The following is a 16134-nucleotide window of genomic DNA, read 5'->3' as shown; positions in this document are numbered from 1 at the left end:
AACCCGCTCGCCCTGGTCGAGCTGCCGGTGGCGCTGGGCCGGGCCGACGCGCGCGCCCACCCGCCGCGCTGGCTGCCGTTGACCGACCGGCTGGAGCTCGCCTTCGGGCAGCGGGCCGTGGCGCTGCCGGCGGCGACCGGCGCCCTGCTGCTCGTTGCCGCGCTCGACGAAGGGGGCGGCGTCACCGAAGCCGTGCGGGCCGCCACGGCGCTGCACGGCGCCGGCGTCACGGCCGACGACCTGGAGCCCGCGGTGGCGGCGGGCCTGGTCGAGGTCGCCGACGGGCGGCTGGAGTTCCGGCACCCGCTGATGCGCTCCGCGATCCGCCAGGCGGCGAGCCCCACCCGACTGCGGGAGGCCCACGCCGCGCTGGCCGACGCGCTCGTCGACGACCCCGACCGCCACATCTGGCACCACGCCGCGGCGAGCTCCGGGCCGGACGAGGCGATCGCGGCCGGGCTCGACGCGGCCGCGACCCGGGCGGTGCGCCGGGGCGGGGTCGAGGGGGCCGTGGACGCCCTGGAACGCGCCGCCCGGCTGACCCCGGAGCCGACGGCGCGGGCGACCCGGCTGCTGCGCGCCGCCGAGCTGGCCACCGAGCTGGGCCGCCGCGAGACCGTGGCGCACCTCCTGCGGGAGGTCGCTCCGCTGGAGCTCACGGTGTCGCTGCTGGCCCGGATGACCTGGATCGAGGACGCCTTCGACGACGGCATCCGCGACCCGGCCGACGGCGCGGTCCAGCTCGCCGGGATGGCCGAGGAGGTGGCCGCCCGCGGCGAGGTCGACCTGGCCCTGCGGCTGCTGTGGGCGGCAGCCCAGCGCTGCTTCTGGTCCGAGCTGGGCGACGGCGTCCGCCGGCGGGTCGCCGCCGCGGCCGACGCCGTGCCCTGCGACGCGCGCGATCCCCGGTTGCTGGCGGTGCTGGCGTTCGCCGCACCGATCGACCGCGGCGCGGTGGTCGTCGAGAGGTTGGCGCCGCTGCCGCTGCCCGACGACGCCCCCGCGGCCCGGATGCTCGGCAACGCGGCGATGGCCGTCGGCGCGTTCGACGTCGCGCTCGCGGTGCACACCGCCGCGGCCGCGCAGCTGCGCGCCCAGGGCCGGATCGCGCTGCTGGCCCGGGCCCTGCTCGGCCAGGCGAACAGCGCGGTGCACCTGGGCGACCTGCGCACGGCCGTGCCGGCCGCCGCCGAGGCGGTCCGGCTGGCCGAGGAGACCTCCCAGCCCAACCTGCTCGCGCTGGGCCGGGCCTACGAGGCGGCGACCGCCGCGCTGCGCGGCCGCGACGACGAGGTCGAGCGCCTCGCCGCCGCCGCCGAGAGGGCCGCCGTCCCGGTCGCCGCCCGCCCCGTCCTGGCCACGGTGCAGCTCGCCCGGGGGCTGTCGGCACTGGGCGCCTGCCGCTACGGCGACGCCTTCGACGAGTTCCGCCGGCTGTTCGACCGGGCCGACCCGGCCTTCCACCTCACCCACCGCTGCGCGGCGGTCTGCTTCGTCAGCGAGTCCGCGGCGTTCGCCGGTCGCCAGGACGAGGTCCGCGCGGTGGTCGCGGAGATGGAGGAGGAAGGGCTGCGGACCCCGGGGCCGGCGCTGCAGGCCGGGCTGCGCTTCGCCCGCGCCGTCCTGGCCGCGGACCACGAGGCCGAGGAGCGGTTCGAGAGCCTGCTCGTCGACGTGGCCGGCTGGCCGTTCGCGCGCGGTCGCGCGCAGCTGGCCTACGGGTCCTGGTTGCGCCGCAGGCGCAGGCCGGCCGACTCGCGCCCGCTGCTGCGCGCCGCCCGCGACACCTTCGACGCGCTCGGCCTGGTGCCCTGGGGCGCCCGGGCCCGCCAGGAGCTGCGGGCCTCCGGCGAGACCAGCCGCCGCCGCCCCGTGGACGCCGGCGACCGGCTGACCCCGCAGGAGCTGCAGATCGTCCGGCTGGCCGCGACCGGGCTGACGAACCGGGAGATCGGCGAGCGGCTCTACCTGTCCCGGCGGACCGTCAGCACGCACCTCTACCGGATCTTCCCGAAGCTCGGGGTGAGCTCCCGCGGCGACCTCGGCGCGGTGCTCGACCCGGTCACCGGTGACGGCACCGTCACCTGACGCAAGCGACGGCGGCGCGACCGCACCTAGCGTTCGCGCCGTGACCGCTGAGAACCCCGCCGAGAACCCCGCCCCGACCGGAACGCCGGTCCTGTTCATCCACGGGCTGTGGCTGCACGCCAGCTCGTGGGACCCGTGGATCGCGCTGTTCCGGGAGGCCGGCTACGCGCCGCGGGCCCCCGGCTGGCCGGGCGACGGGGACACCGTCGAGGCCTCCCGCGCGAACCCGGACGGCATCGCCGACCACGGCATCGACGACGTCGTCGCGCACTTCGCCGCCCTCATCGACGCGCTGCCGAGCAGGCCGATCCTGGTCGGGCACTCGTTCGGCGGCATGATCGCCCAGAAGCTCCTCGGGCAGGACCGCGCACTCGCCGCCGTCGCCATCGACGCCGCCCAGATCAAGGGCGTGCTGCCGCTGCCGCTCTCGGCGCTGCGCTCGACGCTGCCGGTGTTCCGCAACCCCGCCAACCGCCACCGCGCGGTCTCACTGACCGCCGAGCAGTTCCGGTTCGCGTTCACCAACACGGTGACCGAGCAGGAGTCGCGGGCCCTGTACGAGCGCTGGACCATCCCCGCCCCCGGCAAGCCGCTGTTCGAGGCGGCGGCCGCGAACTTCGACCCGCACTCGCCGGCCAAGGTCGACACCGCGAACGAGGTGCGCGGGCCGCTGCTGCTGATCTCCGGCGGGAAGGACCACACGGTGCCCGAGTCGGTCACCCGCGCCACGCTGAAGCAGTACCGCCACTCCGAGGCGGTCACCGACCTGATCGACCTGCCCGACCGGGCGCACTCGCTGACCATCGACAGCGGCTGGCGCGAGGTCGCCGACACCGTGCTGACCTGGCTGGCGAAGCAGGGCCTCTGATGGACCTCGGCCTGTGCGGCAAGGTCGCCGTCGTCACCGGGGCCAGCCGGGGGATCGGCCTGGCCGTCACCCGGGCCCTCGTCGCCGAGGGCGGGCGCGTGGCCGCCGGGGCCCGCACCGGCAGCGCCGAGCTGGCCGCGCTCGAACGCGAGCACCCCGACCGGGTCCGGCCCGTGCGGGTCGACCTCACCGAGCCCGACGGGCCCGCCCGACTCGTCGCGGAGGCGGTCGGCGCCTTCGGCGGGCTCGACGTGCTGGTCAACAACGTCGGCGCGGTGCGCCCCCGGCTCGACGGCTTCCTGGCCGTCACCGACGACGACTGGGCCTGGTCGTGGGGCGTCAACTTCCTGCCCGCCGTGCGGGCGATCCGCGCGGCGCTCCCGCACCTGCTCGACCGCGCCCCGGCCACGATCGTCACGGTGGCCTCGGTCAACGCGTTCCTGCCCGATCCCGGCGTGATCGACTACAGCGCGGCGAAGGGCGCGCTGGCCAACCTGAGCAAGGCGCTGTCCAAGGAGTTCGGGCCGCGCGGGATCCGGGTCAACACCGTCAGCCCCGGACCCGTCGAGACCGACCTGTGGCTGGGTGAGCACGGCGTCGCGCGCAGCGTGGCCGGGGCCGGGAACACCGATGCCGGCTCGGTGGTGGCCCAGCAGGCCGCGGCGGCGGCCACCGGCCGGTTCACCCGGCCGGAGGAGGTCGCCGACCTGGTCGCCCTGCTCGCCGGTGGGCGCGCCGGCAACGTCACCGGTGCCGACGTCGTCATCGACGGCGGCCTGGTCACGACGCTGTGAGGCCCTGTCGGCCCCGGTCGACACCCGCGGCGGGGCCGGTCACGCCAGCCACGCGCCACCGCGCATGAGCGTGCGGCCGGGGATCTCGTTCGCCTCCCGCCAGGCCTGCACCCGCACCGGGCGCAGCACGAGGAACACGTAGCCCGGCGTCCCGCGCGGGTCCCAGTCCGCCTGACCCGCGTAGGACGCGGCCAACTCGTCGTCATCGTCGACGACGACTGCGCGTTCGAGCTCGACGTCGATCATGACGACGTCGCGGGTCGGGCCGACGTCCAGGCGGGCCCGGCCGGACGCGGTGAGGTTGGCGGCGGTGACCGAGGCGGCCGCCAACGCGATCACCACCCGGTCGTGCACCCAGGCCAGCGACAGCGGGACCAGGTGCGCCCCGCCCGCGGCCGACGCGGTCGCGACCCAGGCGTCGATCGCGGGGGTGGCCAGCGCGGCCAGCGCGTCCGCCTTGCGGACCCCGGGGTCGCGCGGGGGCACCGACGGCGTCTGCATGCTGGTCATGGGCCTACGTTAGGCCCGGCCGGGGAGTGGAGCCGCTCCCGTCCCGTCCGCCGGCGCGCGTGCGGCGCACCGGTTCGCGGGTACTCCGCTGCCCGCAGCGGCCCGACGAGAGGAACGACGATGAGCGAAGGCACCTGGTTCTACTGCCTGCGCCACGAGACGGTGGAGCCGGTCGACGGGTGCCGGGCCGCGGACCGGCTCGGTCCCTACCCGGACCGCGAGACGGCGTCGCGCGCGCTGGAACTCGCCCGCGAGCGCACCGAGCGGGAGGACCGCCGCGACGCGGAGTGGGAGGACTGACCGGGGGAGTCCCCGGCGCTCAGTAGCGCCGCGGCGCGTGGCCGGCCGGGTCGAAGTACGACCCCGGCTGGGTCGCGCGGGGTCCGGTCTCGACCCGGCGGTGGGGCTCGGGTCGCGGCGGCGTCGTCGGCCGGCTCGCCCCGATGCCGGTGAGCGCGCGGACCTCCATCGCCGCGGCGCGCTCGCGCTCGCCGGGGTCGCGCCACCCGACGACCGTGCCGACGGCGCCGAGCAGGAACGCCAGCGGGATCGAGACCAGCCCCGGGTTGCTCAGCGGGAAGACGTCGAAGTCCGCGCCCTTGATCATCGAGGTGGGGTGGCCGGAGACCGCGGGGGAGAGCACGATCAGGACCACGCTCGACACCAGGCCGCCGTAGATGCTGAACAGCGCCCCGGTGGTGTTGAAGCGGCGCCAGAACAGCGAGTAGAGGATCGTCGGCAGGTTGGCCGAGGCGGCCACCGCGAACGCCAGCCCGACCAGGAACGCCACGTTCTGGTTGCGGGCCAGCACGCCGGCCGCGATGGCGACCAGGCCCACGACCACCGCGGTCGCGCGGGCGATCTGGACCTCCCGGTTCGGCGACGGCCGCCCCCTGCGGACCAGGTTGGCGTACACGTCGTGGGCGAACGTCACCGACGCGGTGATCGTGAGGCCGGCGACCACGGCGAGGATGGTGGCGAAGGCGACCGCCCCGATGATCCCGAGCAGGACCTCGCCGCCCAGGTGGTAGGCCAGCAGCGGGACCGCCGAGTTCGTGCCGCCCGGGGAGTCGACGATCTGCTGCACCCCGCCGGGCACCAGCGCCGCCGCCCCGTAGCCCAGGATCAGGGTGAACAGGTAGAACACGCCGATCAGCCAGATCGCCCAGACCACCGAGCGGCGGGCCTCGCGGGCGTCGGGCACGGTGTAGAAGCGCATCAGGATGTGCGGCAGCCCGGCGGTGCCCAGGACCAGGGCCAGGCCCAGCGACAGCAGGTCGATCTTCGACGTCGTCGTCGAGCCGTACTGCAGCCCCGGCACGAGCAACTTCTCGCCGAGCGCGGTGGCCTCGCCCGCCCCGGGCCGCAGCACCTCGGCGTTGACCGAGACCGCCCGTCCCAGCAGCGCCGACAGGTCGAACCCGAAGTACCCCAGCACCCAGGTGGCCAGCACCCCCGCGCCGAGCAGCAGCATCGCGGCCTTGATGATCTGCACCCAGGTGGTGCCCTTCATCCCGCCGACGAGCACGTAAACGATCATGATGAGGCCGACCGTCGCGATCGCGATCGACTGGCCGAGCGGGTCGTCGTTGGGGATCTGCAGCAGGAACGCGGCCAGCGCGCCACCGCCGGCCATCTGGGCCAGCAGGTAGAAGAACGACACGACCAGCGTCGAGGTGGCCGCGGCGGCGCGGACCGGGCGCTGGCGCATCCGGAAGCTGAGGACGTCGCCCATGGTGAACGTGCCGGTGTTGCGCAGCAGCTCCGCGACCAGCAGCAGCGCCACCAGCCAGGCCACCAGGAACCCGATCGAGTACAGGAACCCGTCGTAGCCGTTGACGGCGATGACCCCGGCGATGCCCAGGAACGACGCCGCGGAGAGGTAGTCGCCGGCGATGGCCACCCCGTTCTGCGGGCCGGTGAACGCGCGCCCGGCGGCGTAGTAGTCCGACGCGGTGCGGTTGCTGCGGCTCGCCCGGGTGACGATGACGAGGGTCGCCAGGACGAACAGGGCGAACGCGATGATGGTGACGGTGGGGTCACCGACGGCGGTGGGATCCGGCGACTGGGACAGGACGCGGGTCATTGCCCACCTTCGAATCGGGGAACGCGGCGGAGCTGCTGGGCTCACCCCACTGGCGACGACCAGCCGGCGCAACTCGTCTCTGCTGTGCAGACGCACTGATACTGCCGGTCGGGGCAGCTCGCGCTACACCCGGCGTTCGGGTGTGATCACGCACCGGAAGCGTGGCGGTGGGCGCGACCGGATAACGGGCGGCCCTCGACGCCGACAGGTGGGCGTGATCGTGATGCCCGGGCCGGGACGCAGGCGCCCCTTCCACCGCTGGCGGCCGCCGGTCGTCGGCGTCCGCGAGGTGGATGCGTCCCCGCCGGACCCGCTCGCCGTGGCCGTCGACGCCGACCTCCTCGATTCCGTCCTCGATTTCCCTCTCGACGCCCTCGTGGCCGGCGCGCCGCCCGCCGGCGGGTCGGCGGAGGTCCTCGCCGACCTCGCCGACTGGCGGGCGCGGGTCGACGCGCGGCCGGTGCCGGACCTGGTGGACCTGGACGCGGCGGTCGCGGTGGTGCTGGGTGCGCTGCGCTCGCGCCACGAGCGCGACCTGCGCGCGGTGCGTTCCTCGCACGTGCTCCCGCGCGGCGGGTCGGTCAGCCGGCGTTGACCTTGGGCATGATCTCCTCGGCCAGCCGCTTGAGGTCGTCCATGGTCTTGGACGTCGGCACGTCCCGGAACGGGGGCCACAGCAGCGGCATGGTCATGCCGGCGTCCCGGTAGCGCTTGAGGATGTCCTCGATCTGCTGGGCGCTGCCGGCGAGCAGGTTGGTGACCTTGCCCGCCGGGCTCTGGTCCATCGGCTCGTCGGTGATGACGAACCAGATCATCGAGCACATCTCGAACCCGTCGGGGAACGTCCGCCCGAGCTCGTTGAGCTCGCGCTCCATCTCGCCCTTCCAGCGCCTGATGTCCTCGGGGGAGTCCTGGATGCCGATCCAGCCCTGCAGGCCGTACCTGGCGATGCGCTTGGCCGAGCGCTTCGGGTCCTTCAGGCCGGAGAAGAAGATCGGCGGGCCGGGCTGCTGGACGGGCTTGTGGCCGAAGCCGCTGAGCGGGAAGTCGGCGAACTCGCCGTGGTACTCGAACAGGTCGTTCGACCAGATGCCCTGCATGATCTCGATCGTCTCGCGCACGTGGGCGTGCCGGCGCGGGAACAGGTGCGCGACGCTGGCGGCGGCGAACTCCTCCGGCATCCACCCGGAGCCGATGCCGACGTTGAGCCGACCGCCGCAGAGGTGGTCCTGGGTGGCCAGCTCGGCGGCGAGCACGCCAGGGGCCCGGTAGGGGGTGTCGATGATGCTCATGCCGATGCGGACCTTCGTGGTCTTCGCGGCCAGCCAGGGGATGAGCGTCATGCCCTGGAACCACTTGCCCCGCGAGATCACCGGCAGGCCGTTGGGCAGCCCTTCCATCATGCCGAACGGGTACTGCAGCTCCCCGCGGTCGGAGGCCTCCGGCACGACGACCCGGTCGAGCGTCCAGACGGAGTCGAAGTCGAGGTCCTCGGCGAGGGCGGTCAGGTCCTCCAGCTCGCGGACGGTGACTTCATCGCGGAAGTTCGGAAGGTAGAGAGCGAGCTTCACTGGTCGGCCTCCTCGCACGGACGTTGGCCCGTACCGTGCTCCGGCCTCCTCAACCCGGTGTCACGCGGATCTCAACGCTCCCTCAACCGGCGCCGCCGACGGGTGCCCGCCGCCCCCGCCCGGCCCTATGTTCCCTCCCATGACGGCGACGCTCTGGAACCCGACGCCGGAGCGGATCCGGGACTCGGCGCTGCGTGCGTACCTGGACTGGTTGCAGGAGCGCGAGGGCCGGGCGTTCCCCGACCACGACTCGTTGCACGCGTGGTCGGTCGAGGACCTGGACCGCTTCTGGACCTCGGTCGTGGACTACTACGAGGTCGACTTCTCCGCGCCGTGGACGCGGGTGCGCACCGCCGACCCGATGCCGCGCACCCGCTGGTTCACCGGCGCCCGGCTGAACTGGGCGCAGCACGCGCTGCGCCACGGCGCCGACGACGACCCCGCGCTGCTGTGCGTCCAGGAGGGCGGCCGACCGGCCCGGGAGATCACCTTCGGCGAGCTGCGCCGGTCGGTGGCCGCGGCCGCCGGGTGGCTGCGCCGGGCCGGCGTGCGCCCGGGCGACCGGGTCGGCGCCTACCTGCCCAACACCGAGCACGCGGTGATCGGCTGCCTGGCCGCCGCCGCGGTCGGCGCGGTGTGGGCGTGCTGCTCGCCGGACTTCGGCGCCGACGGCACCGTCGGGCGCCTCGCACAGCTCGAACCGGACGTGCTCATCGCCACCGACGGCTACCACTGGAACGGCAAGGAGATCGACCGCGGCGCCGTCGTCGCGCAGCTGCGCGAGCAGCTCCCGACGCTGCGCCACGTCGTGCACGTGCCCTACGTGTTCGACCGGCCGCACCCCGAGGGCACCACGCCGTGGGACGAGCTGCTGTCGGTCGGGGCCGCGCCGGAGTTCGAGCAGGTCGAGTTCTCCCACCCGCTGTGGGTGCTGTTCACCTCGGGCACCACCGGGCTGCCCAAGGGCCTGGTGCACGGGCACGGCGGGATCGCGCTGGAGGGCCTGAAGTGGTCCGGCCTGTACTGCGGGCTGCGCGCCGGCGAGCGGATCTTCGCCTTCACCTCGACCGGCTGGGCGCTGTGGAACATGCAGCTGGGCGCGCTCACCCAGGGCGCGAGCCTGGTGCTCTACGAGGGCAGTCCGGGCCACCCGGCGGGTGCGGTCTTCGAGGTGGCCGCGCGCACCGGGGCCGACGTCCTGCTGCTCGGCGCCGCCGTGGTGACCGCCACGGCGAACACCGGTGTCTCACCGCGCGCCGAGCACGACCTGAGCCGGCTGCGGCACGTGCTGGTCAGCGGCTCGGCGCTGCCCCCGGCCGGCTACCACTGGCTGCTCGAGCACGTCGGCCCGGACCTGCGGGTGGACTCGACCAGCGGGGGCACCGACGTGTCCGGCGCGTTCGTCGGCGGCAACGAGTACGCCCCGGTGCGGGCCGGTCGCATCGGCGGCCGGCTGGCCGGCGTCGACTGCGCGGCCTGGGACGAGGACGGGAACCCGGTCGTCGACGAGGTGGGCGACCTCGTCGTCACCCAGCCGATGCCGTCGATGCCGGTGCGGCTGTGGAACGACCCGGACTTCACCCGCTACACGGAGTCCTACTTCGACACCTGGCCCGGCGTCTGGCGCCACGGCGACTGGGTGACGATGCACGCCGACGGCAGCGTCTCCATCCACGGCCGCTCGGACTCGACGCTGAACCGGCAGGGCGTGCGGCTGGGCAGCAGCGACTTCTACGACGTGCTGGAGACCCTGCCGGGGATCGCCGAGACGCTGGTGGTCGGCGTGGAGCAGCCCGACGACGGCTACTGGCTGGGCCTGTTCGTCGTCCCGGCGCCGGGGCGGGCGCTCGACGACGAGCTCAAGCGCACGATCGTCACCACGCTGCGCACGCGGCTCACCGCCCGCCACGTCCCCGACGAGATCGTCGAGGCGCCCGCGGTGCCGCACACGCTGAGCGGCAAGCGGCTGGAGGTCCCGGTCAAGAAGCTGCTGCGCGGGACGCCGCTGGAGAAGGCGGCCAACGTCGCCTCCGTCGACGACCCCGACGCGCTGCGCTGGTACGCCCGGTTCGCGGCCGCCCGGTCGGGTTCGGCGGGCTGAGGCCCTCGCAGCCCGCCCCGACTCGTCGGTGCACGGGCCCGTCGTCGCAGCGCAGGCTGGTCCTCGCAGGACGGGCTGGTCGTCGCAGGACGGGCTGGTGGTCGCAGCTCGCGCCGGGTCGTCGCAGCCCGCCCTGAGTTGTCGCAGCCCGCCGGCGTGCTGCGAGGGCTCGTCCAGGTCTGCGAGGCTCCGCCCGCCCCTGCGGCGACCCGGTGCCAGCCAGTCGGCCGCGTCCGCGAAGGCGGCCCTGGTCGCAGCGCGGGCTGGTGGTCGCAGGGCGCGCTGGGTCGTTGCAGGCCGCCGGCGTGCTGCGAGGGCTCACCCAGGTCTGCGACGCTCCGCCCACCCTGCTATCAGCCCTCCAGGCGGACACGAGGAGGTCAGGGGCCTGCTCCCAAGTGGGGGATGACCACGTTTCCTCCGCGGCGTCGGGCCGGATGACCGGTACGGTCGCGGCGTGGGCCGGCCGCGGCGGCCCCGGCGGCAGCGGGGCCGCACCGGCGGGCAGGAGCACCCATGGCACCCAGCACGGCAGTCGGGCCGTCGGGCACCGGGCAGGCGTCGCTGCTGGTGGTCGACGACGACAGCCGCGTCCGCACGGTGGTCGCCTGGCAGCTGGAGTCCGAGGGGTACGTCGTGCGCGAGGCGGCGGACGGCAACGCCGCCTGGCAGGGCATCGTCGAGCACCGGCCCGACCTCGTCGTCCTGGACCTGTCGCTGCCCGGGCCCGGCGGGCTCGACCTGCTGCGACGGCTCCGCGAGGGGGGCGACCGGACCCCCGTCGTCGTCCTGTCCGGGCGCAGCGGGGAGGGCGACCGCATCCTCGGGCTGGACCTGGGCGCCGACGACTACCTGGTCAAGCCGTTCTCGCCGGGCGAGCTGGCGGCCCGCGTCCGGTCGGTCCTGCGCCGCAGCGGCGGACGTCCCGTCGCCGCGCCGCCGGTCGCCCCGCCGCGCTCCGGGCTGCACATCGACCCGTCGACCCGCGAGGTCGAGCTGGACGGCGAGCCGGTGGAGCTCACCGCCCGCGAGTTCGACCTGCTGGCCTTCCTCGCCGGGCACCCGCGCCAGGTGTTCACCCGCGCGCAGCTGCTGGAGCAGGTCTGGTCCAGCTCGTCGCGCTGGCAGAGCGAGGCCACGGTCACCGAGCACGTGCACCGGCTGCGCCACAAGCTGGCGGGCCGGTTCCTGGTCACCGTGCGCGGCGTCGGCTACCGGCTCGAACCGTGACCGCGCTCGACCCGGGCCTCGACCCCGGCCTGGACCACGCCGACGCCGTGGCCCTGCTGGCCCGCCAGACCGGGATCCTCGAACAGATCGCCACCGGCGGGGCGCTGTCGGGCGTGCTCACCGGCATCGCCACGACGCTGGAGGACCTGGTCCCCGGCTGCCGCTGCTCGGTGCTGCTGCTGGACCCCCGCACCGCGACCCTGCACCACGGCGCGGCGCCCTCGCTGCCCGCGGAGTACTCCGCCGGGATCGACGGGCTGCCCATCGGCGCCGACGCCGGGTCCTGCGGCACCGCGGCGTACACGGGCCGGGCGGTGGTCGCCGCGGACATCCGCGAGGACGCGCGCTGGCAGCGCTACCTGCCGCTGGCCGAGCGCTTCGGCCTGCGGGCCTGCTGGTCGACCCCGATCCGCGGGCGCGACGGCGTCACCGGCACGTTCGCCGTCTACCACCTCAGCCCGCACCGGCCCACGCCGCGCGAGGAGCACCTGGTGCAGCGGCTGACGCACCTGGCGTCGGTGGCGATCGACCACGACGGCCTGCTGGGCGCGCTGACCGAGAGCGAGGAGCGGTTCCGACGGGCCTTCGAGGACAACGCCGTCGGCATGGCGCTGGCCGCGCTGGACGGCGGGGTCACCCGGGTCAACCGGGCCATGCGCACGCTGCTGGGCCGCTCCGAGTTCGAGCTGATCGGCAGCCGGCTCGACGAGCTGTTCACCCGGGGGTCAGGACCCGAGACCGATCGGTACGACGCCGCACAGTACGACGCCGCACAGTACGAAGCCGCGGCCACCACGCCCGACGGCCGCGTCCTCGACCTCGCCGTGGCGGTCTCGCCGATCCGGGGCGCCGGTGGCGCGCCCCGGGCGCTGTCGGTGAACGTCCTGGACATCACCGGCCGGCGGGCGGCGGAGCGCGAGCGGCGCAGGCGCCGGGAGGCCGAGCTGGCCCAGTGCGCCGCCGAGGCCAGCAACCGGGCGAAGTCGGACTTCCTGTCCGCGCTGGCCCACGAGCTGCGCACCCCGCTGCAGGCGATCACCGGCTTCACCGAGCTGCTCGCCACGCTGGACCTCGACGGCGACCGCAGGGCGGCGGCGCTGGGCCACATCGACGCGGCCGCCGACCACATCCTCGCCATGGTGAACGACGTGCTCGACGTGGCGCGGATCGAGGCGAACGCGCTGCCGCTCACCCCCGCCGACGTCGTGCTGGAACCGGTCGTGGCCGACGTGCTCGCGATGCTGGAGCCGCTGGCCACCGCCGAGCGGGTCCCGCTGCGCGCCGCGGCCCCGGCGGCGCCGGTCCGCGTGCGCGCCGACGAGCGCCGGGTCCGGCAGGTGCTGTTGAACCTGGTGGCCAACGCGATCCGCTACAACCGCCCGGACGGCACCGTCGTCGTCGGCTGGGCCGCGCGGGGGCAGCGGGCGAGGATCACCGTGCGCGACACCGGCCCGGGCATCGCCGCGGAGCACCTCGACCGCCTCTTCACCCCCTTCGACCGGCTGGGCGCCGACCGCGACGAGGGCGTCGGGCTGGGGCTGCCGCTGGCCCGCGGGCTCACCGAGGCGATGGGCGGCACCCTGGACGTGCGCAGCGAGGTCGGCGCGGGCACCACGGTGACGGTCGCCCTGCCCCTGGCGTGAGCCGACTCAGCGGTCCGGGCTGACGGTGCGCCGGCGCAGCGCCAGCCGCAGCACCAGCGCGACGACCGTCAGGGCGATGACGGCGATCGCGTAGACCTCGGCGGTGGCGCGCAGCCCGACCGCGGAGGTCGCGAAACCGGCGGCCACGGCGGGGACGCTGAAGGCCAGGTAGGCGATCACGTAGACCACCGCGAACAGCGCGCCCCGCTCGTGCGGGGCGGCGATGCGGGCGAACGTGCCGAAGGTGGCCAGCGAGCCCGCGCCGAAGCCGAGCCCGGCCACCGCGGTCCCGACCACGGCCACGACGGCGTTGCCGCTGGTGACCCCGACGAGCGTGATCAGGGTGCCGAGGCCGAGCGAGACGGCCGCGGGCACGAGCATCCCCGGCGCCGACCGGTGGCGCAGCAGGAACGACGTCAGCGCGCCGGTGGCGCACAGCACCGAGACGACCAGCCCGCCGACCAGGTGGTTGCGCAGGCCGAAGACCTCCGCCACCACCGACGGCCCGAGGGCGAGGTAGAGCCCGCTGAGCGCCCACAGGGCGATCAGGATCGGGGTGACGGCCAGGACGTCCGCGCGCAGCCGGGCCGGGACCCCGACGCGCGGGCGCAGCGAGGCCAGCGCCCCGGGCCGGCGCGTGGTGGGTTCGGGCATCGCGGCCACGGCGACCGCCGCGAGCACCGACCCGACCAGCAGCACGACGTAGACGAGCCGGGTGGGCCACGGCGCGAACTCCACGAGGGCCCCGCTGCCCAGCGCGCCCACCGCCAGGCCGCCGACCGGTGCCACCGAGTTGACCACGCCGGCACGGCCCGGCGCCCTCGGCGGTTCCAGGTCGACCAGGGCCGCCGAGAGCGTGGTGATCGCGGCGCCGGTGGCGACGCCCTGCAGGAACCGGGCGGCCGAGAGCACGACGACGTCGCCGGCGAGCACGAACAGCGCCAGCGCGACGATCTGCAACGCGATGGCCGCGCCGAGCACCGGGCGCCTGCCCACGTGGTCGGACAGGGCCCCGACCACCAGCAGCGAGCCGAGCAGGCCGACCACGTACACCGCGAAGACGACGGTGAGCACTCCGGAGGAGAAGCCCCACAGCCGCTGGTAGACAACGTAGATCGGGGACGGCGCGCTGGCCGTGGCCAGGAACAGCACGATGATCGCGGCCACCGCGACGAAGTGCCGCGACGAGCCGGCGCCCGTCGGGCCACCCGCCGCCCGCGGTTCGGTCCCGACTCCGGCCGCCCCGCTCGCTTCCGCCATGCCACCCCCTGCGTCCCGCCGGACGGTAACACGATCGCAAACATCACTGCGTTAGCTGACGCAGTGATCAGTGCGATACTCGCCGCATGACCGCGCCCGTACCGGCACTGGCGACCCGGCCCGGCGGCCGCTCGGCACGGGTGCGCGCCGCCGTGCACCGCGCCGTCGCCGAGCTGGTCGCCGAGACCCCGGCCGACGGCCTGACCGTCCCGGCCGTCGCCGCCCGCGCCGGCGTGCACCCGACGACGGTCTACCGCCGGTGGCGCACGGTCGGCGAGCTGCTCGCCGACGTCGCCACCAGCCGGTTCTCCGGCGAGGTCGTGGTGCCCGACACCGGCTCGCTGCGCGGCGACCTGCGCCGCTGGGCTGCCGACGTCGCCACCGACCTGGCCGACCCCGACGTGCTGGCGTTGATGCGCGCCACCCTCGGCGCCGGTGGCCAGCAGGGCGCCTGCGCGTGCCGCGGCGACCGGGAGAACCAGCTCGCCGCGATGATCGAGCGCGAGCGCGCCCGCGGCGGGCCGGTGCCCACCGTCGAGCGCGCCGCCGACGCGCTGCTCGGCCCGCTCTACTACCGCGCGGTGTTCCTGGACGCCCCCGGCGACGCGGACTGGGCCCGCGGCCTGGTCGAGCTGCTGCTGCCCGGTCCGGGCTGAGGGGCGCGGCGCCCGCGCAGCGCCGCGCCCAGGGCGACCAGCCCGACCAGGAACGGGTAGAGGATGCCGCGCTCGACGAGGCCGATGAGGATGCCGGCGTCCGAGGCGAGCACGGCCGCGAACCCGCCAATCGAGGCCAGCCCGAGGACGCCGAGGCCCACGAGGGTCCGCCCCAGCCGTCGGGAGATCCCGAGCGGCCCGTGCGCCCGGCCGAGGAGGATGACGAGCGCGTTGCCGGACAGGAACGCCGCGAGCGCGCCCAGCCCGTGCAGGTCGGCCGTGCTCTCGTCGCCGGATCCCGGGTGGAGCGCGACCAGTGCGCTGCCGATCGCCAGCAGGGTCGCCGTGGCGATCACCGGCCAGCGGCGCCTGCCCCGCGGCTCTTCCAGCGCGAGCACGCCGGCCAGCGCGGTGAGCCCGTACAGGAACAGTCCGGTGTTCATCACCCACGCCAGCGGCGAGTACATGAACTGCCCGAACGCGGTCGCGGGGCCGTGCACCCCGAGGTCGCTGATGAAGTGGTGGGTGTAGCTGTAGGGCGGGTCCGACCACGCCGCCGCGGCGACGAACTCCGCGGTGAAGTAGATGGCGCCGCTGGCGATCAGCGTCGCTCCAGCGGTGCGACGGCGACGGGTGTCGTTCATGGGTTCCTCCCTGTGGGCCGGTGGTGCGGGACCCGGGAAGGCTGGGGTGGGCCGCTCACACGGCGCTGTTACGGCGCTGGCACGGCGCCCTGGTGGGCGGCCGCCGAGGGCGACGCGTGAGGATCGAGGGCATGGACGGGGATGCGCGGCTGCGCGTCACGCTGCTCGGCGCGTTCCGGGTGTCGCGCGACGACATCGTCCTGCCCGTGGCCGGCGACCGGCTGCGGGGGCTGCTCGTGCGGTTGGCGCTCGCCGATGGCCGTCCGGTCGAGCCGGCGGTGCTGGTCGAGGCGATCTGGGCCGAAGAGCCGCCGCCCGGACCCGTCGGCGCGCTGCAGACCCTGGTCTCGCGGCTGCGCCGCACCCTCAGCTCGGCCGGCGCTGACAGCGCGGTGGAGCGGGTCGCCGGCGGCTACCGGTTGGTCGCGGCCGAGGTCGACGCGCTGCGCTTCGAACGGCTCACCGCGGCCGGTCGGGAGGCGCTGCGCGCGGGCGACCCGCAGGCGGCGGTCGCGGCGCTCGCCGAGGCCGTGGCGCTGTGGGGCGACCGCCCCGGCGCCGAGCCCCCGGTCGTCGCCGTGGTCGCGCCAGCCGCCGCGACCCGGCTGGCGCACGGGTCGATGGAGGCGGTGGTCGACCTGGCCGTCGCCGAGCTGGCGCTGGGTCGGGCCGAGCCGGCCGCG

The 16134-nt window shown here is 75.4% G+C and carries 15 protein-coding genes; 10 read left to right on the top strand and 5 right to left on the bottom strand.

The window, feature by feature from the left end; all coding sequences use genetic code 11:
• The 3 genes from KIK08_RS30655 to KIK08_RS30645 form a co-directional block, all read left to right on the top strand.
• The coding region (locus KIK08_RS30655) for a helix-turn-helix domain-containing protein (RefSeq protein ID WP_214406794.1) at positions 1 to 2088 on the top strand (2088 nt) is incomplete at its 5' end.
• Positions 2089 to 2128: 40 nt separating this feature from the next.
• The gene (locus KIK08_RS30650; protein ID WP_308257996.1) at positions 2129 to 2956 is read left to right on the top strand and encodes an alpha/beta hydrolase; all 828 of its coding nucleotides are present in this window, start codon (positions 2129 to 2131) and stop codon (positions 2954 to 2956) included.
• Complete coding sequence (locus KIK08_RS30645; RefSeq protein WP_214406793.1) at positions 2956 to 3750, top strand: SDR family NAD(P)-dependent oxidoreductase; 795 nt, start codon at positions 2956 to 2958, stop codon at positions 3748 to 3750. Before KIK08_RS30650 ends, KIK08_RS30645 begins: the two co-directional genes overlap by 1 nt.
• Positions 3751 to 3789: 39 nt before the next feature.
• Here the strand turns inward: KIK08_RS30645 and KIK08_RS30640 are convergent, their stop codons facing one another.
• Positions 3790 to 4260: a pyridoxamine 5'-phosphate oxidase family protein gene (locus tag KIK08_RS30640; protein ID WP_214406792.1), complete on the bottom strand. Its 471-nt coding sequence runs from the start codon at positions 4258 to 4260 to the stop codon at positions 3790 to 3792.
• Positions 4261 to 4380: 120 nt separating this feature from the next.
• Between KIK08_RS30640 and KIK08_RS30635 the strand changes: the two genes are divergently transcribed.
• Positions 4381 to 4560: a hypothetical protein gene (locus KIK08_RS30635; RefSeq protein ID WP_214406791.1), complete on the top strand. Its 180-nt coding sequence runs from the start codon at positions 4381 to 4383 to the stop codon at positions 4558 to 4560.
• A 19-nt stretch (positions 4561 to 4579) separates the two neighbouring features.
• Here KIK08_RS30635 and KIK08_RS30630 read toward each other — a convergent pair whose 3' ends face one another.
• Positions 4580 to 6346 carry a monocarboxylic acid transporter gene (locus tag KIK08_RS30630; RefSeq protein ID WP_214406790.1) on the bottom strand — a complete coding sequence of 589 codons (1767 nt, stop codon included), beginning with the start codon at positions 6344 to 6346 and terminating at the stop codon, positions 4580 to 4582.
• Positions 6347 to 6569: 223 nt separating this feature from the next.
• On the opposite strand from KIK08_RS30630, the gene KIK08_RS30625 reads away from it, so the two are divergent.
• Positions 6570 to 6941 (top strand): hypothetical protein, encoded by a 372-nt coding sequence (locus tag KIK08_RS30625; RefSeq protein WP_214406789.1) that lies wholly within the window; start codon positions 6570 to 6572, stop codon positions 6939 to 6941.
• On the opposite strand, the gene KIK08_RS30620 is transcribed toward KIK08_RS30625, so the two are convergent.
• Positions 6928 to 7917 (bottom strand): LLM class flavin-dependent oxidoreductase, encoded by a 990-nt coding sequence (locus KIK08_RS30620; RefSeq protein ID WP_214406788.1) that lies wholly within the window; start codon positions 7915 to 7917, stop codon positions 6928 to 6930. The genes KIK08_RS30625 and KIK08_RS30620 overlap by 14 nt on opposite strands.
• A 139-nt stretch (positions 7918 to 8056) precedes the next feature.
• On the opposite strand from KIK08_RS30620, the gene KIK08_RS30615 reads away from it, so the two are divergent.
• The 3 genes from KIK08_RS30615 to KIK08_RS30605 all read left to right on the top strand — a co-directional run bounded on the left by KIK08_RS30615 (position 8057) and on the right by KIK08_RS30605 (position 12891).
• The gene (locus KIK08_RS30615; protein ID WP_214406787.1) at positions 8057 to 10018 is read left to right on the top strand and encodes an acetoacetate--CoA ligase; all 1962 of its coding nucleotides are present in this window, start codon (positions 8057 to 8059) and stop codon (positions 10016 to 10018) included.
• Positions 10019 to 10534: 516 nt separating this feature from the next.
• The gene (locus KIK08_RS30610) at positions 10535 to 11248 is read left to right on the top strand and encodes a response regulator transcription factor (RefSeq protein ID WP_214406786.1); all 714 of its coding nucleotides are present in this window, start codon (positions 10535 to 10537) and stop codon (positions 11246 to 11248) included.
• Positions 11245 to 12891: an ATP-binding protein gene (locus tag KIK08_RS30605; RefSeq protein WP_214406785.1), complete on the top strand. Its 1647-nt coding sequence runs from the start codon at positions 11245 to 11247 to the stop codon at positions 12889 to 12891. The genes KIK08_RS30610 and KIK08_RS30605 overlap by 4 nt, the downstream gene beginning before the upstream one ends.
• A gap of 6 nt (positions 12892 to 12897) precedes the next feature.
• Here KIK08_RS30605 and KIK08_RS30600 read toward each other — a convergent pair whose 3' ends face one another.
• Positions 12898 to 14151, bottom strand: a complete 1254-nt coding sequence (locus tag KIK08_RS30600) for an MFS transporter (RefSeq protein WP_214406784.1) — start codon at positions 14149 to 14151, stop codon at positions 12898 to 12900.
• Between the two features lie 86 nt (positions 14152 to 14237).
• On the opposite strand from KIK08_RS30600, the gene KIK08_RS30595 reads away from it, so the two are divergent.
• Complete coding sequence (locus KIK08_RS30595; RefSeq protein ID WP_214406783.1) at positions 14238 to 14807, top strand: TetR/AcrR family transcriptional regulator; 570 nt, start codon at positions 14238 to 14240, stop codon at positions 14805 to 14807.
• Here KIK08_RS30595 and KIK08_RS30590 read toward each other — a convergent pair.
• Positions 14723 to 15451 carry a DUF998 domain-containing protein gene (locus KIK08_RS30590; RefSeq protein WP_214406782.1) on the bottom strand — a complete coding sequence of 243 codons (729 nt, stop codon included), beginning with the start codon at positions 15449 to 15451 and terminating at the stop codon, positions 14723 to 14725. The genes KIK08_RS30595 and KIK08_RS30590 overlap by 85 nt on opposite strands.
• Before the next feature lie 131 nt (positions 15452 to 15582).
• Between KIK08_RS30590 and KIK08_RS30585 the strand changes: the two genes are divergently transcribed.
• On the top strand, positions 15583 to 16134 hold a 552-nt coding region (locus KIK08_RS30585; protein WP_214406781.1), incomplete at its 3' end, for an AfsR/SARP family transcriptional regulator.

The organism is Pseudonocardia lacus, assembly GCF_018531445.1.
Taxonomy (GTDB): Bacteria; Actinomycetota; Actinomycetes; order Mycobacteriales; family Pseudonocardiaceae; genus Pseudonocardia; species Pseudonocardia lacus.
This window is presented reverse-complemented; position numbering and strand designations above follow the sequence as displayed.

Bases quoted from the DNA above. Each gene is read 5' to 3' on its own strand.
- KIK08_RS30645 (WP_214406793.1), top strand. From the start codon at position 2,956: ATGGACCTCGGCCTGTGCGGCAAGGTCGCCGTCGTCACCGGGGCCAGC.
- KIK08_RS30635 (WP_214406791.1), top strand. From the start codon at position 4,381: ATGAGCGAAGGCACCTGGTTCTACTGCCTGCGCCACGAGACGGTGGAG.
- KIK08_RS30610 (WP_214406786.1), top strand. From the start codon at position 10,535: ATGGCACCCAGCACGGCAGTCGGGCCGTCGGGCACCGGGCAGGCGTCG.
- KIK08_RS30595 (WP_214406783.1), top strand. From the start codon at position 14,238: ATGACCGCGCCCGTACCGGCACTGGCGACCCGGCCCGGCGGCCGCTCG.
- KIK08_RS30625 (WP_214406789.1), top strand. From the start codon at position 6,570: ATGCCCGGGCCGGGACGCAGGCGCCCCTTCCACCGCTGGCGGCCGCCG.
- KIK08_RS30640 (WP_214406792.1), bottom strand. From the start codon at position 4,260: ATGACCAGCATGCAGACGCCGTCGGTGCCCCCGCGCGACCCCGGGGTC.
- KIK08_RS30630 (WP_214406790.1), bottom strand. From the start codon at position 6,346: ATGACCCGCGTCCTGTCCCAGTCGCCGGATCCCACCGCCGTCGGTGAC.
- KIK08_RS30615 (WP_214406787.1), top strand. From the start codon at position 8,057: ATGACGGCGACGCTCTGGAACCCGACGCCGGAGCGGATCCGGGACTCG.
- KIK08_RS30590 (WP_214406782.1), bottom strand. From the start codon at position 15,451: ATGAACGACACCCGTCGCCGTCGCACCGCTGGAGCGACGCTGATCGCC.
- KIK08_RS30600 (WP_214406784.1), bottom strand. From the start codon at position 14,151: ATGGCGGAAGCGAGCGGGGCGGCCGGAGTCGGGACCGAACCGCGGGCG.